The sequence below is a fragment of the Streptococcus sp. 27098_8_66 genome (assembly GCF_041431945.1).
GTDB classification, from domain to species: Bacteria; Bacillota; Bacilli; order Lactobacillales; family Streptococcaceae; genus Streptococcus; species Streptococcus dentalis.
On sequence record NZ_JAPVYS010000002.1, the window covers coordinates 1 to 24,591 of the forward strand.

Consider the following 24,591-nt stretch of genomic DNA (forward strand, 5'->3'; position numbering starts at 1 on the left):
TTTGTCCCAGCCTCTTTTTGTTTGAAAACCGATGCGATTGTTTTTGTTTTTCAAAGGGAAACATAAAAAAACCGAACCACTACAGTTCGGTTTTTTATCGATTTCTATTAAAGTGATGTAAGGAAAGTCAATCCCCCTAGGATGACACCTGCTGAATTTGGAATGATCAAAATCCAGTCTTTTTTAGGTTCCTTTGTCCAACCATAAATGACCCAGATCAAGCAAGAAATAGCAGCTGACAAGGGTTGGAAAGGTTGGGCCTTATTTCCCTGTAAATTAGCAATAATTTGTGGGATGTAGGCAATGAAAACGATAATCCCAATAAAGGCACCGATCGAGCCAACGATTTGGTTGATTTTTTGTTTATTCATAAAATTTTACCTCTGTGTATCAAAATAGCATAAGTAGGAAGAAAATGCAATTAATTTGCATGCTATGCAAGATGAAAATGATTACATTCGCACAAAATTAGACAATGTGTCAAAAAAATAGCAACTAGAGAGAAGACTCTCTCGAAAAGAAATCCATCTTCCTGCAAAATCACAAGATTGTGACACTTTACAGTTCGGTAACAATTGAAAAAAAGACTTGAATTTGTAAAGGACAAAAGGTAGAATAGTGCATACTTTAAAAAAAGAAAAGGAAATGGTAGTTTCAAAATGAATGAAAAACAAATGAAAATTCTTGGTTGGGTTGCGACCTTTATGTCTGTTATGATGTATGTGTCTTACTTCCCACAAATCATGGATAACCTCGCAGGTCACAAAGGGAACTTTGTTCAACCCCTTGTCGCAGCCATCAACTGTAGCCTTTGGGTTTACTACGGACTCTTCAAAAAAGAACGCGATATTCCACTTGCTGCAGCCAATGCACCAGGGATCATCTTTGGTTTGATCACAGCCATCACAGCCTTGTAATCAATGAAAGAGAGAGTAGGACAGAAATCGGTAATTCGTTAGAATTCGATTTCGTCGTCCCACCTCTGCACAGTTGAGTAGGGCTATAAAAGCTGATGAAATCAGCGTAGTAGAGCCCGCTCAACCACTGCGTCTTGCTCTACAATTCAAAAACAATTAAGAGGCCAGGACTTTTGTCCCAGCCTTTTTTTGATGGAATGAATCATTTCCATGGTATAATGGGAGGACTATTCATAGAGAAGATCAAAAGGAGACAAAAGTGGAGCAAAAACATCACTGTCAAGTCCTATGGGCGAAAAATAAATACCTGGTGCTCAGTCATTCCAGTAATATCTACAAGGAAATCCGGGAATACCTCAAGCGAGACCAGGTGGAGGTCAGCCACGTCGAGGACCTGATCCAGCAAGCGCTGGCCTTGCCAGAAAATCGTGGCCAGGTCTCCAATGCCTTTCAGCATATCTGGGGCTATTTCAAAAAGCAGGCGACTGCAGAGGAAAAGGCGGACTTTATGCTGCTACTTGAGAAATACCAGCATGGCCAAGCCCAGCAAGAAGATCTGATCAAGGGAATCCAGACTCTCCTTGAGCGCTACCCGAATCGCTACTTACAAGATTCAACGCTACTAGGAGGTCAATAGATGAGACTCTGGCACCAAGACTTGATTCCCAAACTCCCTCGTCCCCAGCTCCTGGGTCAACACCGGGAATGCTGCGCCCTTCGAGGCAATGGCTGGGGCAAGAAGCACGCGACGGTCAACTATGTCTTTGACTACTCGCCCTATCGCCTCTATGCCTATCACCGTCTGATCATGGAGGAGATGACCGCTCGTGGCTATAAGGTCAGCCCAGAGTGGTGGGAGTCGACCTACAGAGGAAAGACCTGCCCAGCCTACCCAGAACTGGAAGAGGAAGCCTTGAGCCTCCCCATCTATCCCGAGCACCAGGACACTTACCTTCAAGAATGCTTAGACAATCTAGCAGAAAAGGGGATTCATTTAGACTAAGAAAAAACGAACCAGACCAGGTTCGTTTTTTTGCGCCAAATCCCAACAAAATGCTTTGAAAGCGTTAATTTCTTTCCCAAACATGCTATAATAATAGGAGATTATGTACAGGAAAAGGATAGAGGGATGAAGGCAGTAGCAACTCCAGAACTTGAGATTGAAAGACAGTTGATCCAGCAGTTGACCTCAGGAGAGAGTCAGTGGACCTATCGCCAGGATCTCAAGAATGAAGACCAGTTGTGGGAAAATTTTTTTGACAAGCTGGCGCAAAACAATGTCGCTGTGCTGGCGGACCATCCCTTGACTGATCAGGAAAAGCGCCAGATCAAGAACCAGCTCAACTTTGTCAGCTATTATGAAGCAGCCAAGTGGCTTGCTGGTGAAAATGGCATCGCCAAGGTTGAAGTCCAGCGAGAAGATGCCAGTCTAGGCACCATCCGTCTGGCAGTCATCTGGCGGGACAATATCGCTGCTGGGAAGTCAAGCTATGAAGTGGTCAATCAAGTCGAACGCGACAAGGCTTATCCGCTAGACCAGGATCGACGGCTTGATACGACCCTTCTGATCAATGGCCTGCCCCTCATCCATATCGAACTCAAGAGTCCACGAGTGGCCTTTCTAGATGCCTTTCACCAAATCAAAAAGTATGACCGTGAAGGCAAGTTCCGGGGCATTTACTCGAGCTTACAGATGTTTGTCGTGACCAATAAAGTCGACACACGCTATATCGCTGCAGCGCGTGAAAGCAAGCTGAACAAGCAGTTTCTGACCAAGTGGGTGGACAAGGATAACCAGCCCATGATCGATCTCAACAGCTTTGCCCATGAGGTTCTTTCGATCCCACGGGCCCACCAGATGGTCATGCAGTACTCGGTCATCGACGACAGTAAGAAAGCCCTCATCCTCCTGCGTCCCTACCAGATCCATGCCATCGAGGCTGTGCAGGAAGCCTCTCGTCGCCAAGAGTCGGGCTATATCTGGCATACGACCGGATCAGGTAAGACCCTGACCTCTTACAAGGTAGCGCGCAATCTCTTGCAGATCCCAGCGATCCAAAAGACCATCTTTGTCGTCGACCGCAGAGATCTGGACCAGCAGACGACTTCAACCTTCCTCTCTTATGCGGCCAATGATGTCATCGACATCGACGAGACGGACAATACCCATGAGCTGGTCAAACGCATAGGGGGAAATGATAAGCGCGTGGTGGTCACGACCATTCAGAAAATCACGACCATGATGCGTAAGTTCGAAGAAGGGAAGTACCAGCGGGATGCTGGGAAGATCAAGGACCTGCGCGTGGCCTTTGTCGTTGATGAGTGCCACCGAGCGGTCACCCCACAGACGCAAAAGGAGATCAAGGCTTACTTCAAGAACTCTCTCTGGTACGGCTTTACGGGAACTCCGATCTTTAAGGAAAACAAACGCAAACAATTGGGAGACCTGGCTCAGACTACCCACCAACAGTATGGCGATCGCCTGCATGAATACACGGTCAAGGAAGCCATCCATGATGGAGCAGTTCTAGGCTTTAAGGTCGACTACCGCAATACCATCATCTCAGATCTGCTAGAAGAAGAGATCCCAGACCAGGCCTATGAGGACAAGGAGCACATGCTAGAAGTCCTGGATGCCATCCTCAATAAGAGCCAGCAACAGCTCAATATCCCTAAAGGGGTAGGAAAGAGCTATGAGGCGATCTTGACGGTCAAGTCTATCCCACGAGCACAGGCCTATTATAATCTGCTCAAGAGCATTCTCGCTGGCAAGGAGCGGGTCAAGGTCTCCGAGCGGGTCAAACGTCATTTACCAGATTTTCCAAGGTTTACTATCACCTACTCGGTGTCTGAAAATGAGGAAGAGTCCATCGGCTACCAAGACCACATGAAGCAGGTCATGGAGGACTATAACCAAGAGTTTGGTACGCATTTTAGCCTAGCGGATCTGCGGGGCTTTAATACTGATGTCAATAATCGCCTTGCCAGAAAGCAGGACAAGTACCTCTACCGCAATGAGCAGTTGGACCTGGTCATCGTGGTCGACCGTCTCTTGACGGGCTTTGATGCACCTTGTCTATCTACCCTCTTTATCGATCGCAAACCCATGCGCCCACAGGACTTGATCCAGGCCTTTAGCCGGACCAATCGGATCTTTGATGACAAGAAACACTTCGGACATATCATCACCTTCCAGCGCCCTCAAGCCTTTAAGGAAGCCGTCGACAATGCCCTCAAGCTCTACTCCAATGGAGGAGAAAATGAGGTCTTAGCACCAAGCTGGGAAGAAGAGAAGCGCAACTTCTTAAAAGCCTGGGCAGAGTTTAAAGGCCAAGTTACAGACTTCGAAGAAGAGGGAGTCGCCCTCGAGCAGGCCCCAACGGCCCAGCTCCGCAAGGTCGCCAAAGCCTATCAGGTCTTTGACAAGTACCAAGCCTCGATCCGCGTCTATTCAGAGTATGATAAGGAAGAAATCTACCGGGAAACAGGCCTCAGTGACAGCCAGCTCGAAGCCTATCTGGGCCTCTATCAAAATATCCTGGCGGAGATCAAGAGCAGGGATCCAGAAGTGGACAGCCAAGATGAGCTGGATATCCACTATGAGCTGGAGTCAGTCCAAGTCGATGAGATCAACTATGCCTATATCCTGATACTGATCCAGAGTATGATCCAGCAGGAGGAAAATGACGAGCAGACCCTCAGTGACAAGGATATCGCAACCGTGGATAGCTATATCGAGAGCCTGAACCGGACCAATCCAAGCCTAGCGGAGATCATCCAAAACCTCTGGACCCAAGTCCAAGAAGAGCCCGAACGCTACCGAGGACAATCCATTACCGGAGTCTTGGACCAGATGATCGAATCGGTCATCGATAGTCATATTACCAGCTTTGCCAAACACTGGTATATCGGAGCCGACGAACTCCGCTACTATATCCAACACTACCGCAAAGGCGCCAAAAAACAAGCCGGCGAAAGCCAGCTGACCAAGAGCCAACGCTACAAAGACTACAAGGCAGAAGTGGCAGATGCCCTCAACCCACTCAGCTATAAAAAACAAATCAAAGAAGCCTATACCCAATTGATCGAAGAGGTGATTGAACCACTGAGAGTGGGGAGGTAAGGGAGATAATTCGTAAATTAAGATATAGGGAAGGAGTCAATAATGCCTGAAGAGAATAACTCAACCGATATTTCATTTCAAAGTCTAACCGCAAAAACTGATATAAATATCAATAATGTAACTAAGGGAGCTTTAAATTTTGCATTAAATCCTAAATCAGATATAACAAATGTTGCAATAACTGGAAATTATGGGGCTGGAAAAAGTAGTGTTATCGAAAGTTATGAGTTAATTTGTGAAAACAAAAAATTCATTCATATTTCATTAGGACAATATGATGAAACAATAAGTAGTGGGAAAAACGGACTTAATAATCATCAAATAAATACTATTGAAGGAAAAATAATCAATCAATTACTTCATCAAATTAATCCTAATAAAATAAGAAAATCTATTTTTAAAACTCTTGATGCGGAATCTCAGATCAAGCCTTGGCCCAATACATTTTTTTTAGGGACATTAATTATTTTATTAATGTATTTTTTCAATCTAAATTCATGGACTGAGCTTGTAAAAAATATAAGTTGGATAAATTGGACAGTAAGCATTTATGCTAAACTATTGGCAATTTTTATATTATTTTCTTTGATCATTTACTCAATTTTTTATCTACTTAAAATACAAAAAGAAATAGGTATTATTCGGAGACTAACATTTCGATTAGAAAAAATTGATACTGATATAGAAATATTTTCAAATGAAGATCCCAAGGTATCCTATTTTGATAGATATCTTGATGATGTTCTATATTTGTTTAAAAATTCAGAAGCTGATGTAATAATATTTGAAGACATTGAGCGATTTAATGATTCTAGAATTTTTGAAAAATTAAAAGAGTTAAATGTTATTATAAATAGAAAACGGAAAATTTGCGATGATACTAAATTATTATTTCTATATTTGGTAAAAGATGACTTATTTGAGTCTCAAGAACGGACAAAGTTTTTTGATTATATTATACCTATTATTCCGGTTGTGACTGCTTCAAACTCTTACGATCAATTATCTAAACTCCTTCATGATATGAATCTTCATAATGATTTAGGAGACGATTTTTTATTTAACATTTCTTTGTACCTTGATGATATGCGTTTGATTAATAATATTTGTAATGAATATTTGATGTATAAAGAAACGTTAAATATTCTAACATTAAATTGTGAAAAGCTATTTTCTATGGTTGTTTACAAAAATATATTCCCAAAAGATTTTTCTAGGTTACAAAGAAATAGAGGTTTTTTGTATGAGTTGCTTAATTCTAAAGAAAGACAATTAAAAAATCAAAGAGAAATATTATATAGGGAAATTCAAGTTCTAGAAAAACAATTAAATAGTGTAAGATCAGAACATTTGAGCAATGAAGTTGAGTTATATGGGACTATTTATAGAATTCCATCAGGTAAGTCACTAGTTAGCGTGAATGGGAAACTACAATCTGATTTTACTTCTTACTCTTCTTTTATTAAAGAATTAATAAAAGAAGATAGTGAAATTTTGTCTTACTCTAATTTTTCTGACTTTGAATATAAGCAACATCATACTAGAGAAACTAAGAGATCAGTTTTTCCTGACTATGATAGCTTTGAATTTCAGGAACGAATGAGGGGGATAAAAAGTAAGAATGAAGAAAACTCATTACTAGAAAAGAAAGATAGATTAATTGATGAATTTGAACTATTAGAGGGCTATAGATTGTCTGATATTTATCAATCTGCGGATCAGATAGATTCTTTTGAAAGTACATTTATAGAAGAGATTAAGCAGAATCCTCAATATTCTGTAATCAATTTTTTAATAAGAAATTCTTATATTGATGAGACTTATCAAGATTATTTAAATCATTTCTACGAAAATACAATTTCTAAAGATGAAAAAGAATATATTATAAATATTTTATCCGGACGAGAAAATAATCCCGAAATTTTACTGACTCATATAAATGAGATTATTAATCGATTAGACATAAAAAATTATAAATTCCATTATGTTCTAAATTATTCTTTATTTAAGTATTTATTATTATCAATAAATGATAGTAATAATTATGAGAGATTAAAATATATATTTAATCAAAATAATATTCTAATTTTCTTGATTAATTTTTTTGGATTTGCAATTCATGAAAAAAATATTGAAGAAATTGACATATATGAGTATGAAAAGATTATGGAGGCTTTTTTTGATCATTGGCTGAAGTTTAATTCTAAATTATTTAATGAATATTTTAGTAATGAGAATAATGATGATTCTATTAATCAACAAAGAAGAGATATGTTTTTATTGTTTCTCAACTTATCTGATATAAATTCTTTATCAGAAAATACAAAAAATATAATAAACAATTTTGCTGATACCAACTTTGATATTTTTACTGGTACATATAATAAGCAACATCCAGATCGATTAAAAAATAATTTAAAAAAATTAAAAATTCAATTCACAAACTTTTCAACACATGGAAATAAAGAGGATAGAAGTCAAGAGCAAGAAGTTGTTTCGTTTATTGATTTTATTTTTGAAAATAACTTATATATTATAAATGAAAATAATTTACGATTCTTTATGTACTGGTACATAAAGAATACAGATGATGATTTTAAACATAAAAATTTTGAAATTATCAATCGAGAAATCCAACTTAAGCCTTTGCTTAAATATATATCTTCAACAGATGTTCTATTGAAATACATTTCAGTTTATCTTACATTTTCAACTGATGAGATATGTGATGATTCTCAATATATTGAGTACTTGTTAAATAATAACGATCTTTTTGAGCATATAAATTTGGATGAATCAGAAGGTGAGAAAAATTACGAAAGTAAGAATATCATTGAAGAGATTATTTATAGAATTCCTGAACTATCTATTGTTTATACAAATAGTAAGTTTAAAAGATTATCAGATGATAATGAGAAAAAATTGGTGAAGTTACTTGTCGAAAACTATAAGTCAGCAGTAAATTCACAAATTATAGTAAAATATTTTTCAATTTATGAGGAAATTAATCAGTTCGTTATAAATTTAATTAATAAAGATTTGACTTTAAAATTTGATTCGAATGATTTTGATTTACTTCCTGAAAATCGTATAGAGAATTTTATGGATGAGATTGTGACTTCAGATCAGTTAGAATTAATTATTTATAAAAATATTCTCCAGGATATTGGATGGCGTTACTCTAGCTTTATTTTAGAAGGTATTTCAGATGAAAGATTTAAGTTTCTTATAGATATAGGAATGATAAAATTCAATGTTGAAAATCTTGAATTTATTGAGGAAGTTTATCCTAATTTTAAAAATGAATTTATTATAAAGAATATTGATGATTATCTCAATGTTGTAGAAGAAAGATATGATACAAATGAGCTAATCTCTTTACTTCAAATGGATAGGCTTAATGATTCTTACAAGATGAAATTAATTGATAATTTAGAAGTTGTAAGTTTAAAAAATGGAAATCTTTCAGAGGAATTAATTAATTATATTTTAGATTATAAATTTGATATAAATGACTTGGATCTTATGGTAAACCCCGATTACTTTGATAAATCTGGTAAGAGTATTCAGGAGAAAATATATAAATTAGTTATCTCTAATATAGATAATTTGATTACTTTAAATAAAATCAATATTAGTATCAATTTATGTTATCAAGTTCTGAAAGACGATGATGTCAAACTATCAACAAAAATTTCATTTTTGAAATACTTATTAAAAACTCCTACTATGGAGGAATATAAGATGGAATTATTAAGTAAAAATATCGATCTCTTGGAACTTCCATATATTATGAGTATTTTTAGTGAAGAGCTTTACTTTGAATGGGAGTCAACTTTCGACACGTTAAATGATAATAGTAAAGGAAATAAATTTGCACTTGTAGAAAATAGTACTTTTAATAGAATAATGACGAATTACCTTCAAAATAGACATTTGATTAGCAGCCACTCAGTTCAGCTGGAAGGAATAAGATTAAATGGTTTTAAAGGAAAACAAATAGAATATTGAAAGTTATGAGAGATTAAAATGTTAAAAAAATGTATTCCAAAAATTAGTACTAATAGATTAGACAAAGAATGGAAATCCTATAAATTAAGAGAATATTCCAATTATCGAAGAGGTTCATTTCCACAACCATATGGAAATAAGGAATGGTATGGTGGGGAAAATGAAATGCCATTTGTTCAAGTAGTGGATGTTCTGGATAATCTACAATTAGCAGCTGATACAAAACAGAAAATCAGTGCTTTAGCTCAACCATTTAGTGTATTTGTTCCATCTGATTCAGTAATTGTAACTTTACAGGGAAGTATTGGAAGAGTCGCAGTTACTCAATATGATGCCTATGTAGATAGAACAATTTTAGTTTTCGAAAATTATATTTTGAAAACTAATAAAGATTTCTGGGCGTATGTCATACAAAATAAATTTGAAATTGAGAGACAAAAGGCTCCGGGAGGGACTATAAAAACGATAACAAAAGAATCATTATCTGATTTTAAGGTATCAATTCCAGATTATATGGAACAATCCGCCATTGGCACTCTCTTCCGTACCCTAGACGACCTCCTGGCTAGCTACAAGGACAATCTTGCTAACTATCAATCTCTCAAGGCGACCATGCTCTCTAAGATGTTTCCCAAAGATGGACAGACTATTCCTGAGATTCGTTTGGACCGATTCGAAGGAGAGTGGGAAGAAAAGTGTATAGGGGAGTTAGCTGATATTGTACGAGGTGCTTCTCCTAGACCAATACAAGATCCAAAATGGTTTGATTCAAATTCAGAAATTGGTTGGTTACGTATCTCTGATGTTACAAGTCAGAATGGTAGAATTCATAGTTTAGAACAAAAAATATCAAAATTAGGTCAAGAAAAAACAAGAGTTCTAACGGAACCTCATTTATTACTTAGTATTGCTGCCACTGTTGGAAAACCTGTTGTCAACTACGTTAAAACTGGTGTACATGATGGTTTTTTAATTTTTATGAGACCAAAATTTGATAGAGAATTTATGTTTCAATGGCTAGAAATGTTTAGAGAAAAATGGAATCGATACGGTCAACCAGGAAGTCAAGTAAATCTCAATAGTGATATTGTAAAAAATCAAAAGATATTAATCCCTTGTATGGAAGAACAACAAGCCATCGGCTCCTATTTCTCTAACCTAGATAACATCATCAACTCTCACCAAGAAAAAATTTCGCAGCTAGAAACACTCAAAAAGAAACTCTTGCAGGATATGTTTATATAAAAGGAGTATAGAAAAATGTCAAAAGTAAAATCAGAAACTCTAAAAAAAGAAGAAAAACCTGTAGTAGCTATCTGCTATGATTTTGATAAAACGCTGTCTCCTGATGATATGCAAGCTCAAGGATTTATACAGAGGCTTGGCTATGAAATCAGTGAATTTTGGAAGAAATCCAATGGTTTTGCCAAGGCCAATAATATGGACAAGAACCTTGCCTATATGTTTACGATGAAAACAGAATCTGCAGGAAAAGTCCTATTTACAAAGACAGAGTTAGCCAAGTTTGGTTCAGAGGTAGAACTATTTCCAGGAGTCGAAGACTGGTTTGAACGCATTCAAAAATATGGTGAAGAAAACGGAGTTATTGTTGAGCATTATATCATTTCATCTGGTTTGAAAGAAATGATAGAGGGGACTTCAATAGCTAAAAATGGAGCTTTTAAGAAAATTTATGCGACTTCTTTTTATTGTGATGAAAGTGGGGTTGCGGTCTGGCCAGCTCAAGTAGTGAATTACACCAATAAGACTCAATTTCTTTTTAGAATTACCAAAGGTATTTTAGATGTAAATGACGATGCAGTGAATGATTTTTTTGCTGAAAGTGATTTACGAGTTCCTTTTAGAAATATGGTTTATTTAGGGGATAGTGATACTGATATACCCTGTATGAAGCTAGTCAAAACAAGAGGTGGCTACTCTATCGGTGTATTCAATCCAAAAACGAATGACAGAAAAAAAGTCCACAAAATGACTCGAGATAACCGTATTGATTATTTTGTTCCAGCTGACTACTCAGAAAATACAGAACTTGATAATCTAATCAAAACGATTATTAAAAAGACGGCTTATAATGAACTGTTAGAAAACAAGAAAAATGCTGATAAGGTTGAAGCAGGCACAAGAAAGCTTAAAAGAAAGAAAAAATAGAATTAAATTTCATTTTTAAATTTTTAAGTTATAAAAGAAACTCTTGCAAGATATGTTTATCTAACCTTCAAAAATTCCCCCTATCAGCAACCATAAGCACATCATTTTTCGAATAGTATAAGTGGGCCCCTTTGATTCGTTTAAAGGGTGCTCCTTAGTGTTTAATAACTTAAAAGTATTTACTTTTAATAACTTTAGAGTTATAATAAATTCGAAAAGGGGTTGCTTTGTGCACGCTATTTATTTTTATAAGGACAAACAAGGGAATCAACCGGTCCTGGACTACATGAGGGAGTTAGCTCGTCGCGATAACAAGGATAGCCGGATCAAACTTAACAAGCTCAACGACTACATCGAGCTTTTGAGCCAGCATGGAACACGTGCTGGCCAACCCTACATCAAGCATCTGGATGCGGAGATCTGGGAGTTGAGACCCTTGCGGGATCGGATTTTATTCGTGGCTTGGCTGGATGGGAGCTTTGTCTTACTGCATCATTTTGTCAAAAAGACGCAAAAGACACCCAGACGAGAGATCGAGAAAGCCAAGCGGGAGTTGCAAGATTTGAAGGAAAGAGGGCTAAGAGATGAAGAATAGTGCCATCGGCAGTAATTGGAAAGATGTGAGAGCAGAGCTCTTCACCAAGGAAGAAATCCTAGAAAGTGACCTGCGGGTCGCGATTATGACAGAGCTGATCGAAGCTCGGCATGAAAAGGGCATTAGCCAAAAGAAACTAGAAGAACTCAGTGGGGTCAGTCAACCGGTCATCGCTCGGATGGAGACAGGAAAGACCAGTCCTCAATTGGACACAGTCTTGAAAGTCTTAGCCAGTTTGGGCAAGACCCTCGCCGTCGTCCCACTGGAACAAGAAAAGGTCTAAAAGAAATCAGAAAGAATTACTATGGAAACAACACAAACCTCCCAGTCGCTCTACCAAGCCCTGTGGAACTCAGCGGATGTGCTCCGCTCTAAGATGGATGCCAATGACTACAAGTCTTACCTTTTGGGGATGATCTTTTACAAGTACCTCTCAGATAAGTTGCTCTTCTTCGTGGCGGAGACCATGGAGGAGGAGACAGAGAGCTTAGATGAAGCCTTGGCGCTTTACCGGTCCTACTATGAGGATCCAGACTCTCAAGAGGACTTGATCTCCGTCATCACTGATGAGCTCAACTATGTTATCAAGCCCGACTTGACCTTTACGGCCTTGGTAGACCGGGTCAATGAAGGGACTTTCCAGCTAGAAGATCTAGCTCAGGGCTTCCGAGACATCGAGCAAAGTGACGATCTCTATGAGAATCTCTTTGAGGACATTGATCTCTACTCCAAAAAGCTAGGGGCGACACCTCAGAAGCAAAACCAGCTAGTGGCTGCTGTTATGAAAGAGCTGGCAGTGCTGGATGTGGCAGGTCATGCAGGAGACATGCTTGGGGATGCTTACGAGTACTTGATTGGTCAGTTTGCGACCGACTCGGGTAAGAAAGCAGGAGAGTTCTATACGCCCCAGCCTGTAGCCAAGCTCATGACCCAGATTGCCTTTTTAGGGCGTGAAGACGTGCAAGGCTTTACTATCTACGATGCCACCATGGGATCGGGCTCACTCTTGCTCAATGCCAAAAAGTTTTCTCACCAGCCTCAAACGGTCCAGTATTTTGGTCAGGAGCTCAATACCTCTACCTATAACCTGGCTCGGATGAACATGATCCTACACGGGGTTCCGGTGGAAAACCAGTTCTTGCACAATGCCGATACGCTGGACGAAGACTGGCCGACCCAAGAGCCGACCAACTTTGATGGGGTTCTTATGAACCCTCCTTACTCAGCTAAGTGGTCCGCAAGCTCCGGCTTTCTCCAGGATCCACGCTTCTCCCCATTTGGTAAGCTGGCGCCTCAGTCCAAGGCAGACTTCGCCTTTCTCTTGCACGGTTATTACCACTTGAAACAAGACAATGGTGTTATGGCCATCGTCCTCCCTCACGGAGTTCTTTTCCGTGGTAATGCGGAAGGAACCATTCGCAAGGCCTTGCTGGAAGAAGGGGCCATTGATACGGTGATCGGTCTTCCTGCCAATATCTTCTTCAATACCAGTATTCCAACGACGGTCATCATTCTCAAGAAGAACCGGACCAATCGGGACGTCTACTTTATCGATGCCTCTAAGGAATTTGACAAGGGCAAGAACCAGAATATCATGACGGATGCTCATATCGAGAAGATCCTCAAGGCCTATAAGAGCAGAGAGGATATGGATAAGTTTGCTCATCTGGCTAGCTTTGAGGAGATCGTCGAGAATGACTACAATCTCAATATCCCACGCTATGTGGATACCTTTGAGGAAGAAGAAGTGGAGCCACTGACAGAGATCGTGGCCAAGATCAATCAGACCAACGCCACCATTGAGACCCAGACAGCTTCTCTTCTAGACATGCTCAGCCAGCTTCATGGAACAACACCAGAAGCTGATGCCGAACTCAAGAAATTTGTCCAAGAGTTTAAGGGTTAGGGTGTGAGGAGATGGTAGTAGGTAAAGGATATTCTTTTCGCTATTTCCCAAATTTTTTTCGAATAATAGAAGTGAGAGTGGGACAGAAATCGGTAATTCGTTAGAATTCGATTTCGTCGTCCCACCTCCGCACAGTTGAGTAGGGCTGTAAAGGCTGATGAAATCAGCGTAGTAGAGCCCACTCAACCACTGCGTCTTGCTCGACAATCCAAAAATAATTGAGAGGCTAGGACTTTTGTCCCAGCCTCATTTTTTATCGAAAAGGAGCAGGGATGCAAAAGAGACACGCGCATGTATCGCCGACCTTGGACATCATGGCCAAGAAGATTTTTAGTTTACCAGAGGTGACGGCAGCATTTATTCGAGATATTTTAGAGCTGGATGTGGCGGACGCTCAGATTGTGGAGGGAAGCCAGCCCCACAGCATGGCCTATGAGGAGGATGACTTGTTCTCCACTGCGGTGGATGTGAGAGCCAAGCTCCATGATGGAACCGAGGTGATCATCGAGATCCAGATTCGCAAGCAGCAGTATTTCTTGAATCGGTTCCATTACTATTTGGCCAATCAGCTGGTGGAGAATGTGCAAAAACTGCGCCAGCAAGGACAGACACATAGGATGTACGAGCAGATGGAGCCCGTCTATGGGATTGCGATTTTGGAGAAGTCGCTCTTACTAGACGAAGAGGCCGCCATCAACAAGTACTGGCTGACCAATAGCCGGTCTGGCAAGCAACTTAAGGCCTATTATAAAAATGGTAAGCACCAAAATCTTCTGCAGGTTGCCTTTTTAGAGCTAGACAAGTATAATAAAGATGAGAACCTGACAGATGCAGGCAGACAGTGGTTGGAGTTTTTTGGGAATCTTCCCTTTACAAAAGCTCCCAGTCAGGCTGTTGCCCACGCAGATTCATTATTAGATTCATCTAGCTGGACCAAGGAGGAGAAGACCATGATAGACGAGCGGATTCGCATTCAAGAAAATTATGATATGACCATGGAGACGGCGATTGACGAAGCGCGAGAAGAAGGTTTAGTACAAGGGCTGGAACAAGGCTTAGAACAAGGGTTGGAACAAGGACGTAAACAGTTGGTATGTGAAATGATTTCACGAGGGATGACGGCTGAACTTATCTCGGAGATGACGGGTTTGTCCATTGAAGAAATTGAGACTCTTCTTTCCTGAGTCGTTAACGGAGGCATCGCCTCTTTTCTTTTTTGAAAAAAATTGAAAATTTTCCAATTTTTTCAATCCGCCTTTCTAGAATTGTGGTAGAATAGAGTCAACAAAGAGCTATCCTCACCAACAGTGTGATCGATACTAGAAAAGAGGATTCTGATGACAAGAAAAATTGGTATTATTGGTTTGGGGCATGTGGGTGCGACCTTGGCCCACAGCATGATTTTGAAACACACCTGTGATCACTTGGTCTTGATTGATACCAATGAGAAAAAGGTCAAGGCGGATGCCTTGGATTTCTGTGATACAGTTGCCAATACGGGGTATCCGGTTCATATCACGGTCAATGACTACGCGGCTTTAAAAGATGCGGATGTCGTGGTGTCGACTCTTGGAAATATCGAGTTGCAGGCTAATAACACTGATGACCGTTTTGCAGAGCTTCCTTTTACTAGCAAGCAAGTGGTGCAAGTAGCGCGTGATTTGAAGGCTTCTGGCTTTAGTGGGGTCTTATTGGTAGTGACCAATCCGGTCGATGCAGTCACTCAACTCTATCAACAATATACCGGCCTTCCAAAAGAGCAGGTGATTGGGACAGGAACCTTGCTGGATACAGCTCGGATGAAGCGCGCAGTCGCCGATCGTTTGCAGGTTTCTCCTGCTAGTGTATCAGGCTATAACCTTGGTGAGCATGGAAATTCTCAATTTGTTGCTTGGAGTCAGGTCCGTGTCAAAGGACACGCTATTACCGATCTCTTCTCTCAAGAAGAGCTGGACACCATCAACTACGAGTCCTTGCGTGGTGGTCATACTGTCTTTTTTGGCAAATTCTATACCAATTTTGGAATTGCTGCAGCAGCCCAACGCTTGGCAGAAGCTGTGATCAATGATAGCCACGAGGAAATGCCAGTGTCTAACTATCGTCCAGAATATGGAACTTATCTTGGCTACCCAGCGATCGTGGGTCGAAAAGGAATTCTTGAACGATTGGATTTGCATTTGACAGAAGAAGAAAAAGAAAAATTACTCCATTCAGCCGAAACCATCAAGGAAAACACACGAAAAGGGCTGGAGCATGCATAAAAGAGAGGAGGCTGGGACAAAAGTCCTAGCCTTTTAATTGTCTTAGCCCTTGCTTAGTGAATTTAATAAAGCTTAGTAAATTCCAAGTTGTAATTCTTGACATTACATCTAGGGCATGTATAATAGTTAATATAACAAATATTCTTACAACAGAAAGAGAAAGCAACTATGAGAAACATTTTATTTATCGTCGGATCCCTTCGTCAAGGATCTTTCAACCATCAAATGGCCCAGAAAGCAGAAAGCCTTCTTGAAGGAAAAGCAACGGTGACTTACTTGGACTACAAGGGCATCCCAATGATGAACCAAGATTTGGAAACGCCAACCTTGCCAGCTGTGCAAGCAGCGCGTGATGCAGTCCTTGCTGCGGATGCCATCTGGATCTTCTCACCAGTCTACAACTTTGCCATTCCAGGTGTAGTGAAAAACCTGATCGACTGGCTTAGTCGTGCCCTTGACCTGTCAGAAACGCGTGGTCCATCTGCCCTTCAAGACAAGATCGTAACGGTTTCTTCAGTAGCCAATGCCGGACACGAACCAATGTTTGCGGCTTACCAAGCGCTCTTGCCTTTCGTTCGGACTCAAGTGGTTGGAGAGTTTACTGGAACAACCGTTAACCCAGAAGCTTGGGAAACAGGTGAATTAGTCTTGACAGATGAAGCGGTCGCAGGACTGGAAAAACAAGCACAAGCCTTATTAGAAGCATAAGAAAAAGCTGAGACAGAAGTCTCAGCTTTTTAGATACTAAAGAGTTGTCCGAAGAAGTAAGTCACACCCATGGTGAGAAGGCCAATGATGAGGTTACGAAGCATGGCTGGCTTGGTTGGTGCTTTTCCCAGTTTTGCACTGGTATAGCCAGTGAAGATCAAGGATAGTCCAACAACGAAGACCGTCACCGGAATGCGATAGGCAGCTGGAAAGAGAATGATAGAGAGCATTGGAGGAAGGGAACCAACCGAAAAAGCAAGGAAGCTAGATGCAGCAGCATGCCAAGGATTGGTAAACTCCTCGTATTCGATACCATATTTCTCTTCGACCAGGGCCTTGAGTGGGTGTTTCAGAAAAGCACGTTCTGTCAAAATCTTTGCGGAAGTTTCGCATTCTCCATTTTGAAGATAAGCGTGGTAGAGAGATTCTCTGGCTAACTTTGGATCGCGATCCAACAAGGCTTGTTCGCGGTTCACAGCGGCTTCTTCCGTGTCTTTTTGTGTGGAAACAGAGACATACTCACCGCCCGCCATCGAAAAAGCACCTGCCAGAATCGCTGATAAGCCAGATAGGAAAATGATCCAGATGTTTGGTGTGGCACTAGCTACCCCGATCACCACCCCAGCAATAGAAATGATTCCATCATTGGCCCCGAGAACAGCAGCTCTCAAGATATTCAAGCGATCGTTAAATGATTCATCTACTCCATATTTCATTTCAGTTAGACAATATCTCCTTCATCTTCTTTAGAATGATTATAAATAAAGTGCAGAAAGAAAGCAAGGATTTTAACTCAAATGATAAAAGTTAGACAATTTAATGAAGTTTAAGTTGTAATATTTGACATTACAACTTAAAGAGGTATAATGTAACAAATACAATTACAACAAAAAGGAAATAGAATATGGTATACGCCTATCGTAGCAAGATTTATTTAGCAGAAGTAGCCTTACATGTGAAAGACTTGGATCGTCAAACAGCTTTTTATACACAAATCATTGGATTGGAGATCCTGTCGCAATCAGATCAGGAAGTTCTTTTAGGAACAGGGGGAAAAGCCGTGGTACATTTGAAGAAGACCAAGGGTGAGGAGGTGGTTCAAACCAGTTATGGCCTTTACCACATGGCCATTTTGTTGCCGTCTCGCGAGGACCTAGCAGATGTGTTTAAACACATTGCGGAATTGAATTATCCGTTTATTGGGGCAGCAGACCACGGCTATAGTGAAGCTCTTTATCTGGAAGATCCAGAAGGAAATGGCATCGAACTCTATAGAGATAAACCTGTTGCCGACTGGGATATTCGAGAGGATGGCCGCATCATTGGGGTGACAGAGGAACTCTCAGCACAAGAAATTTACGACATGGGTCGTAAAATGAATCCTTTTGTCATTGCGCCAGATACCCGCATGGGGCATATCCACTTATCGGTCAAGGATAGCCAGTTAGCAACTGCTTTCTACCAAGCCGTTTTGGACCTATCTGATAAGTTCACCATTCCATCAGCCAGCTGGATCGCTTCAGGAGACTACCACCATCACCTAGCTGTCAATGAATGGGGTGGAAAAGCTTTAGCCAAGCGTGACAAAGATATGCCTGGCCTTGCCTATTACGTCGTTGAAGTGGCAAACAAGGAAGCCCTAGTTACCATCGCAGAGAGGGCAAAAGCCTATGGGGCTCCTGTCAAATGGTTGAGCTCTAATGATTTTACCTTTCAAGATCCTGATGGCATTGTCACACGAGTAAGAAAAGGATAATAAAAAGGGAGTGGGAAAGAACTCCAACTAATTAAGAAGAGTTCGTTTTCCCACCCCCGCACAGTTGATTAGGTCATCTTTGGAGCTTAATCAAGCGAACAAAGATGCCAATCGACCACTGCGTCATACAGTTTTTTCTATCAAATATCGAAGGCTGGACAGTTTATTCCCAGCTCCTTTTTAATGAGATAAATTAGTTGGTTTCATTTTCTTTTCCCACAACCCAAAATAAGAGAAGGAGTTGGAAGATGCCTAAGGCAAATAGGACCATAAAACCGTTGCGACTTCCTTTAGCAGTGGCTTGGGTGAAGTCCATCTTTTGATTGGCTTGGCTCATGGCAACGATCAAGGAAGCCAGGGTTGTTCCGACAGCGCCTGCAAATTGTTGCAAGGTGTTAAAAATCGCGTTCGCATCGGGTTGCTCTTCCAGAGAGAGTTGTTTTTGTCCGTTGGTCATGATATTTCCAAAGGCAAGCCCCATACCGGTCATGAAGATCATGTAAAAGATAAGAATCAAGCCATTTGTCAGCTTCAGGCCAAAGAGGGTGAAGTGGAAATGGGCCAGAAGGATTAAAGCAGCTCCAAGGAGAATCGGTTTGCGGGCACCCAACTTATCTAGAATGAGACCGGAGAAAGGAGCAAAACCTGCTCCAATGATGGCTCCTGGAAGCAGCATCAAGGCTGCAAGCGTGGTGCTCGAGTGGTTGACCAATTGGACATAATTGGGCAAGAGGAAACTCATGGCCAGAGAGCCTAATTGGAAGGTGAAAAAGGCAAGAACATGGCCAGTGAGGAGATGGTTCTTTAAGATGGCAAGGTTGATAATGGGAGTCTCTAACTGATTGGACCGCCAGACTAAGAGAACGAGTCCCAAGAACCCAATCACCAGCCAACCAAGGACAGAAAAACTAAAGAAAGCATGGTCAGATAGACCGTGAATGCCTAGAATCAAGCCTAAAAATGAAGCAATAATGGCAAGAAGGCTCATGATATCAAGCGTTTCTCGCTTGACTGTACTGATTTGTTCAATGGAGCGAAGTCCTGCGACTAGCGAAGCTAGAAGGATCGGGAATTGAACCAAAAAGATGGACCGCCAACCGAAGTTAGCCGTCAAGAGACCACCGACAGTAGGTCCAATGGCGGGAGCGATGGCTGTGATCAGGGTCCCCACTCCCATCATGAGACCGATCTTGCGTTTTGGGACCTGCTCTAAAATGATATTAAACATCAGAGGAAGGGCAAAACCAACCCCCATTCCTTGGACCAATCGACCCAAAACCACAAAGCCAAAACTTGGAGCTAAGAAGTCAATGAGAACACCTAAAACAGATAGGAGATTTCCAACTAAAAAGATGGACTTCATTTTAAAAGAGCGTTTGAGGTAGGCAGATAAGGGGACTACACAGGCAACCACTAGAAGATAGATGGTGGTGACCCACTGGACGGTTGCGGTATTGATCTCAAATTCCTTCATCAATATTGGGAAGGTGATATTCATGGCAGTTTCTCCAGCCACCCCGCAAAAGGAAAGAATCCCTGTCGCAAAGATCGCGAACAAGACCTTGGCTGAAATTTTTTCTTGTGACATCGGTGTCTGATTCCTCCTAAATCTTCCTAAAGATATGGACTATGGTATAAAAAATCATGGTAACGATCTGATTTTCCGTCAGGTAGCATAGTGGGACCTACGGCAACCTGATCCATCGTTTTGTTAGCTAACAAATAGTATAGAGGAAATGAAGACCCCTGTCAAAGAGTTTTTGAAAAGTTTTGAAAATAATAATAGCATTCTCAAAAGACGATGCTTCTCCAAACGAAAGGAAAGGCTCGCCAGTATGATATAATAAGAAGAAAGCAGTAAACGTGAATAAGTCAATCAACTCGAACAGGAGGCCCCATGACCAAGTATTTAGTCCAGAAGTTTTTCTGGTTACGAGAAAAAAGTTTGATTCAAATTTCCCAGAAAACTCTGGTTTCCTTATTTCCTTTTTTTCTATTCTCAGGAATCATTCGGGTGATCGCTCTATCGGTCTTCTCCGATCGATGCTATATCCATCAGCTCTTTTCGATGGATAGCTGGTTGCCGTAGGATCAAGCTATTAGTCAAGTCCTCATTAATTTTTCCAATTTTTTAGGAGGTCTAGCTGGGCCTTTAGTGACCTACCTCGCTGGAAAATATACAGCTGGGCACTATGGTAGAAGTACAGGGACAGCTGGAGTGACTGCTCTTTTGGTCAGCTTGATTGTAGGTTCTCAGGAATTGTTGGTGGGCCCACTCCAAGATGGGCAACTGACACGCATCAACTTACCCGCGACGACCAATATCCTCTTAGCCATTGTTTTAGGCTATCTAATTGGGCAGATCTTTCGTCTATCCAAGGCCAGTGACGACCAAATTGTGGACAAGGATTTCATCTATCAGCCCAAGACGGTGCGTCCCATTTTCTTGTCCTTAGTTCTAGGGGTCAGCCTCAATCTTCTTTTGGTTCTTGGAAATCAATTTAATATTTTTCAGACTATCCGACAGATCTTGGCTTCTCTAACGGTAAGCAGTCATCATCTGCTGTCGACCTTTGGCATGGGACTATTTAGTGGGTTAGCTGCTTGGGTCGGTAACAGTCAAGCCTTTGCCTTGAACTCTCTTGCGGATGACAGTTTTGCCTTGGAAAATCTGACCTACGCTGTGACGCATCATACAACGACAGGCATTCCTCATCTCTATACCTTGACTAATTTGTACCGCAGTTTTGGTCTGGTGGCTGGTATCGGCGCTGTCCTAGCGCTTTTAGTTGCAATCTTATTGGTTTCACGAAGTCAAAAGGACAAGAAAGTCAGCCTCCTCAGTCTGTTTCCAAGTCTCTTTAACAATGGGGCGTCTTTCATGGTAGGGATACCGGTCCTTCTCAACCTCCTATATGTGATTCCTTTTTTATTGATCCCTTTGGTGAATATGGCGATAGCAGCTGTAGCTTTGTGCTTCAAACTGATGCCAGCAGCCGTCTATCCGGTGCCAGATGGGACACCTAGCCTTCTCTATGCTTTTATTGGAACGGGAGGGAGTCTAAGAGCCTTAGCTGTCAGTATCCTTTGTTTTACCGTCGATATTCTCTTCTATCTACCATTTGTCCGCATGGGAAATCGTATTCGAAAAGATTTAAAAGTGAAAGGAGAAAGCGATGAAGCAATCTAAAAAAATAGCGATCGTCCTTACTTTGGTTAGTCTTTTCTTGATCGCTTTAGCCATTCCTTCTTATAGCTGGACTCGTACCAATGTTTCAAGAATCGAGAAATTTTATAATTCAAAATTGTCTCCCATCATCATGATCCCGGGAAGCTCTGCGACAGAGAACCGCTTTGATGGCTTGGTGACCAAGCTCAACCAAGACCGCCAAGGAACCAAACACAGTCTACTTAAGGTTAAGGTTTGGAATGATGGGCATATCACCTATAGTGGTAGTATTGATGCTAAGGACAATGAGCCGGTAATTGTGGTTGGTTTTGAAAATAACAAAGATGGCTATAGCAACATTAAAAAGCAAGCTAAACTATTTAATCAAGCCTTCGAAGCCCTTCAAGAAAAATACAATTTTAATAATTTTAAGGGCTTGGGTCATTCCAACGGTGGCTTGATTTATACAGCCTTTATTGAAAATTATCTAGGGGATTATGATGTGGATCTCAAGACCCTTATGACCATCGGAACTCCCTATAATTTCACGGAGACCAATATCAAAAATAAATCTGAGATGTTGGCCGATTTTATCAAGGGAAAAGAAGCCATCCCCACAACCCTTCATATGTATTCAGTAGCAGGGACCATTACCTATGATTCAGATGAGTTGGTCCCAGATGCCAGTGTTTCTGCTGGGAAGTATATCTACCAAAACCAAGCAGCTAGCTATACGGAGATTACGGTGACGGGGGAAGATGCCCAGCACTCGGACCTTCCAACAAATGATGAGGTGGTTGCCTTGGTGAAAGAGCATATTGAAAGTCAAACGGATCGTCGAGCCAAACCGAATAAAATAAACTAAGTGTGAAGAAGGGATTCCTTCCTCACCTTTTTTTTAGTATAATGAAGATCAGTGAAAACAAGGGAGACTAGAGGAGATCAGATGAAAAGAAAAAAATGGATGCAATTGGGCTTAGTGGCTTCGAGTATGGTCATGTTAACAGGATGTTACCAGAGATACCAACGCCAGTCCAGTCCCAAAAAAGAGGCTGCAACAAGCCAGACTTCAGCAAAGAAACAAGCCAAAAAAGCAGATAACAAACAATTATACCAGTCTGTTTTTTCAGACTACCAAAAGATTTTTGCCACTTCAAAAGATTTAGATGCCATTTCCAAATTGAATGATGCATTAGCCAAAGAAGATCGGATGATCAATAGCTGGGTGATCGAGACCGTGATCAATCAGCCAGAAGCCGTTCGCTATGCCTTTAAGGACTTAAATAACGATGGGGTAGATGAGATGATCGTCGCCAATCAGCAGACCGATGGAAGCTACTTTGTGACGGGAGTCTACTATCTAAAGAACCAAAAACCGACTCTGCTAGCTGAAGGTTTCGTCGCTGGACACGGTGGAGCGCGCAATGCGACGACCCTCTATCAGGGAGGAGAAGTCTTAGAAGTCAGCTGGATGTCAGGAACTGGCCGTGGTGTAGCTGTGCTCTCACGGATAGAAAAGGCACCTCAAGCCACGACCAAAGTCCAGGAAGAAGAAGTCCAAGTACCGGGGTCAGATCTGAATGCCCTCTTTGGAAAATCGGATGAGGAAAAATGGGATCTCAAGAGGTTTGACTGGCAAACTTTTGACAGCACACCATCAGCGGGAAATAGCCAAAGCCAGGAAAAAACGCCTTGGAACGCAGAAAAATCAGCAAAATTAGCAGAATTTATGAAGACCTGGGGTGAAAAGATGGGACAACCCAACTATCAAAAAGGTATTGCTGGCGGTGATGTAGGACCAGACAACCTCTATACTCTAGGGGAAAATAGCAAGATGGATGCCATTTATACAGAAACTGGTCAGGGAAATGCAAAATACAGAATCGTGGAACGCTATAGCAATTGGGACAAGTATCCAGATGTGCATAGTTATTTCTTTGCCATTACAGATACAGGAGAAGGCATTGTCTTTCATTCTCCCACGACCAATGGTGGAAAGATGTATCTAAAACCAACGAACAACAAGGAACTTCAAGAAGAGTTCAATCAATTACTTCATCAATGAAAAAAAGAAATACGGGCTTATTCAGTTCTTTCAATCATTCATCAAAGATTGGACGTTTTGTCTAATCTTTTATTTTATATGCGGAATGAATAAAAATTTATTTTCTGGGTTTTGTGAATTGGATGGCGAAACATGTTAAGAGTTAGTGATAAAAACTGGTATAAGAAGGATCAAGTACATAAAATATTTGACAATAAAAAGATTTCATCTTAAAATATAATCAATCAATATCTATAGGAGAAAAATTATGAAAAAACTTCTCACAGCAGGCGTGGCTCTCTTATCAGTCGCAACATTAGTAGCATGTTCTGGCAAAACTGCTTCAGAATCATCAAGCAAAGATGCAAAGTCTTCTTCAAGTAAGGTAGAAAAGTCATCTAGTTCAGAAAGCAAATCAAGCAATTCATCAAAATCATCTGCTAATGATAAGACAAAAGATTCAAAAAAAGATGATAGTAAAAAAGAGGACTCTATCGCAGATGCTCAAAAAACCGTTCTCGAAACGAGTGATGAAGCAGGTAAGTCAATCATCACCTTGTATTACAAGGGAGATACCTTGTTAGTACAAGAAAAAGTTGATGATTACGATGTCTCAAAAGTAGCTGGCGATAACCCTCTTCAATCAATGAAAGAAGCCGTTGCTAGGAACCAAGAAAAATTTAAAGATCTGATGGGACATGGATTTGAACTGACATCAGAATACAAAGACGGTATCTTCTATATCACCAATACAATTGATTACACCAAAGTAGATATTAAAAAATTAAAAGAAATAATCCCTACTCTGAACCTAGAAGCCGACAATACAATCAGCTATTCTAAAGCTAAAGAGCTTTTCATTAAAAGCGGTATGGTCGAAAAATAGTGTTTAGATGTCCAAAATGGAATGGAGAGCAGCTGAATCCGCTGCT

General features: G+C 40.7%; 18 protein-coding genes and 4 pseudogenes. 19 read left to right on the forward strand and 3 right to left on the reverse strand.

Features of this window, described 5'->3' with window-relative positions:
• Positions 1-107: 107 nt before the first annotated feature.
• The gene (locus O3642_RS02005; protein WP_003012241.1) at positions 108-371 is read right to left on the reverse strand and encodes a SemiSWEET family transporter; all 264 of its coding nucleotides are present in this window, start codon (positions 369-371) and stop codon (positions 108-110) included.
• Positions 372-659: 288 nt separating this feature from the next.
• Here O3642_RS02005 and O3642_RS02010 point away from each other — a divergent pair, with 288 nt between their 5' ends.
• The 14 genes and pseudogenes from O3642_RS02010 (at position 660) to O3642_RS02075 (ending at position 16,690) form a co-directional block, all read left to right on the forward strand.
• Positions 660-917 (forward strand): SemiSWEET family transporter, encoded by a 258-nt coding sequence (locus O3642_RS02010; protein ID WP_003006102.1) that lies wholly within the window; start codon positions 660-662, stop codon positions 915-917.
• Positions 918-1,176: 259 nt separating this feature from the next.
• Positions 1,177-1,554 carry a YbgA family protein gene (locus O3642_RS02015; RefSeq protein WP_049522716.1) on the forward strand — a complete coding sequence of 126 codons (378 nt, stop codon included), beginning with the start codon at positions 1,177-1,179 and terminating at the stop codon, positions 1,552-1,554.
• A complete protein-coding gene (locus O3642_RS02020) occupies positions 1,555-1,920 on the forward strand; it encodes a TIGR02328 family protein (protein WP_371605281.1) in 366 nt (121 codons plus the stop codon).
• A gap of 126 nt (positions 1,921-2,046) precedes the next feature.
• Positions 2,047-5,040: a type I restriction endonuclease subunit R gene (locus tag O3642_RS02025; RefSeq protein ID WP_371605282.1), complete on the forward strand. Its 2,994-nt coding sequence runs from the start codon at positions 2,047-2,049 to the stop codon at positions 5,038-5,040.
• 42 nt (positions 5,041-5,082) lie between these two features.
• Positions 5,083-9,051 carry a hypothetical protein gene (locus tag O3642_RS02030; protein WP_371605283.1) on the forward strand — a complete coding sequence of 1,323 codons (3,969 nt, stop codon included), beginning with the start codon at positions 5,083-5,085 and terminating at the stop codon, positions 9,049-9,051.
• An 18-nt stretch (positions 9,052-9,069) separates the two neighbouring features.
• Positions 9,070-9,555: pseudogene (locus O3642_RS02035) on the forward strand (restriction endonuclease subunit S); the annotation flags it as partial.
• A gap of 120 nt (positions 9,556-9,675) precedes the next feature.
• A pseudogene (locus tag O3642_RS02040) lies at positions 9,676-10,204 on the forward strand (restriction endonuclease subunit S); the annotation flags it as partial.
• Between the two features lie 107 nt (positions 10,205-10,311).
• A pseudogene (locus O3642_RS02045) lies at positions 10,312-11,187 on the forward strand (HAD family hydrolase); the annotation flags it as partial.
• Between the two features lie 262 nt (positions 11,188-11,449).
• Entirely contained in the window at positions 11,450-11,815 is a 366-nt protein-coding gene (locus tag O3642_RS02050) for a type II toxin-antitoxin system RelE/ParE family toxin (protein ID WP_049518263.1), read from the forward strand.
• Positions 11,805-12,098: a helix-turn-helix domain-containing protein gene (locus O3642_RS02055; RefSeq protein WP_021144391.1), complete on the forward strand. Its 294-nt coding sequence runs from the start codon at positions 11,805-11,807 to the stop codon at positions 12,096-12,098. Before O3642_RS02050 ends, O3642_RS02055 begins: the two co-directional genes overlap by 11 nt.
• A 21-nt stretch (positions 12,099-12,119) precedes the next feature.
• On the forward strand, positions 12,120-13,721 hold the full coding sequence (locus O3642_RS02060; RefSeq protein ID WP_371605284.1) for a type I restriction-modification system subunit M: 1,602 nt from the start codon (positions 12,120-12,122) through the stop codon (positions 13,719-13,721).
• Positions 13,722-13,993: 272 nt separating this feature from the next.
• Entirely contained in the window at positions 13,994-14,905 is a 912-nt protein-coding gene (locus O3642_RS02065; RefSeq protein ID WP_371605285.1) for an Rpn family recombination-promoting nuclease/putative transposase, read from the forward strand.
• 153 nt (positions 14,906-15,058) lie between these two features.
• On the forward strand, positions 15,059-15,982 hold the full coding sequence (locus O3642_RS02070) for an L-lactate dehydrogenase (protein WP_371605286.1): 924 nt from the start codon (positions 15,059-15,061) through the stop codon (positions 15,980-15,982).
• 168 nt (positions 15,983-16,150) lie between these two features.
• Positions 16,151-16,690: an NADPH-dependent FMN reductase gene (locus O3642_RS02075; protein ID WP_070845360.1), complete on the forward strand. Its 540-nt coding sequence runs from the start codon at positions 16,151-16,153 to the stop codon at positions 16,688-16,690.
• 29 nt (positions 16,691-16,719) lie between these two features.
• On the opposite strand, the gene O3642_RS02080 is transcribed toward O3642_RS02075, so the two are convergent.
• Positions 16,720-17,406: a VIT family protein gene (locus O3642_RS02080; RefSeq protein WP_155171475.1), complete on the reverse strand. Its 687-nt coding sequence runs from the start codon at positions 17,404-17,406 to the stop codon at positions 16,720-16,722.
• A 188-nt stretch (positions 17,407-17,594) separates the two neighbouring features.
• Between O3642_RS02080 and O3642_RS02085 the strand changes: the two genes are divergently transcribed.
• Positions 17,595-18,446, forward strand: coding sequence for a VOC family protein (locus O3642_RS02085; protein WP_155125552.1), 852 nt, complete (start codon positions 17,595-17,597; stop codon positions 18,444-18,446).
• Between the two features lie 193 nt (positions 18,447-18,639).
• On the opposite strand, the gene O3642_RS02090 is transcribed toward O3642_RS02085, so the two are convergent.
• Positions 18,640-20,034 carry an MFS transporter gene (locus tag O3642_RS02090; protein ID WP_155125554.1) on the reverse strand — a complete coding sequence of 465 codons (1,395 nt, stop codon included), beginning with the start codon at positions 20,032-20,034 and terminating at the stop codon, positions 18,640-18,642.
• Positions 20,035-20,343: 309 nt separating this feature from the next.
• Here O3642_RS02090 and O3642_RS02095 point away from each other — a divergent pair.
• The 4 genes and pseudogenes from O3642_RS02095 (at position 20,344) to O3642_RS02110 (ending at position 24,545) form a co-directional block, all read left to right on the forward strand.
• Positions 20,344-21,636, forward strand: a pseudogene (locus tag O3642_RS02095) (PTS transporter subunit EIIC).
• Positions 21,623-22,480 carry an alpha/beta hydrolase gene (locus tag O3642_RS02100; RefSeq protein WP_155125556.1) on the forward strand — a complete coding sequence of 286 codons (858 nt, stop codon included), beginning with the start codon at positions 21,623-21,625 and terminating at the stop codon, positions 22,478-22,480. The pseudogene O3642_RS02095 and the gene O3642_RS02100 overlap by 14 nt, the downstream one beginning before the upstream one ends.
• Positions 22,481-22,561: 81 nt before the next feature.
• The gene (locus tag O3642_RS02105) at positions 22,562-23,680 is read left to right on the forward strand and encodes a DUF4767 domain-containing protein (protein ID WP_371605287.1); all 1,119 of its coding nucleotides are present in this window, start codon (positions 22,562-22,564) and stop codon (positions 23,678-23,680) included.
• A gap of 247 nt (positions 23,681-23,927) precedes the next feature.
• Positions 23,928-24,545, forward strand: a complete 618-nt coding sequence (locus O3642_RS02110; RefSeq protein WP_155125560.1) for a DUF1307 domain-containing protein — start codon at positions 23,928-23,930, stop codon at positions 24,543-24,545.
• Positions 24,546-24,591: the final 46 nt, after the last annotated feature.

Coding starts and splice junctions, on each gene's coding strand:
- O3642_RS02005 (WP_003012241.1), bottom strand. CDS start 371: ATGAATAAACAAAAAATCAACCAAATCGTTGGCTCGATCGGTGCCTTT.
- O3642_RS02010 (WP_003006102.1), top strand. CDS start 660: ATGAATGAAAAACAAATGAAAATTCTTGGTTGGGTTGCGACCTTTATG.
- O3642_RS02020 (WP_371605281.1), top strand. CDS start 1,555: ATGAGACTCTGGCACCAAGACTTGATTCCCAAACTCCCTCGTCCCCAG.
- O3642_RS02025 (WP_371605282.1), top strand. CDS start 2,047: ATGAAGGCAGTAGCAACTCCAGAACTTGAGATTGAAAGACAGTTGATC.
- O3642_RS02030 (WP_371605283.1), top strand. CDS start 5,083: ATGCCTGAAGAGAATAACTCAACCGATATTTCATTTCAAAGTCTAACC.
- O3642_RS02055 (WP_021144391.1), top strand. CDS start 11,805: ATGAAGAATAGTGCCATCGGCAGTAATTGGAAAGATGTGAGAGCAGAG.
- O3642_RS02060 (WP_371605284.1), top strand. CDS start 12,120: ATGGAAACAACACAAACCTCCCAGTCGCTCTACCAAGCCCTGTGGAAC.
- O3642_RS02065 (WP_371605285.1), top strand. CDS start 13,994: ATGCAAAAGAGACACGCGCATGTATCGCCGACCTTGGACATCATGGCC.
- O3642_RS02070 (WP_371605286.1), top strand. CDS start 15,059: ATGACAAGAAAAATTGGTATTATTGGTTTGGGGCATGTGGGTGCGACC.
- O3642_RS02075 (WP_070845360.1), top strand. CDS start 16,151: ATGAGAAACATTTTATTTATCGTCGGATCCCTTCGTCAAGGATCTTTC.
- O3642_RS02080 (WP_155171475.1), bottom strand. CDS start 17,406: ATGAAATATGGAGTAGATGAATCATTTAACGATCGCTTGAATATCTTG.
- O3642_RS02085 (WP_155125552.1), top strand. CDS start 17,595: ATGGTATACGCCTATCGTAGCAAGATTTATTTAGCAGAAGTAGCCTTA.
- O3642_RS02090 (WP_155125554.1), bottom strand. CDS start 20,034: ATGTCACAAGAAAAAATTTCAGCCAAGGTCTTGTTCGCGATCTTTGCG.
- O3642_RS02100 (WP_155125556.1), top strand. CDS start 21,623: ATGAAGCAATCTAAAAAAATAGCGATCGTCCTTACTTTGGTTAGTCTT.
- O3642_RS02105 (WP_371605287.1), top strand. CDS start 22,562: ATGAAAAGAAAAAAATGGATGCAATTGGGCTTAGTGGCTTCGAGTATG.
- O3642_RS02110 (WP_155125560.1), top strand. CDS start 23,928: ATGAAAAAACTTCTCACAGCAGGCGTGGCTCTCTTATCAGTCGCAACA.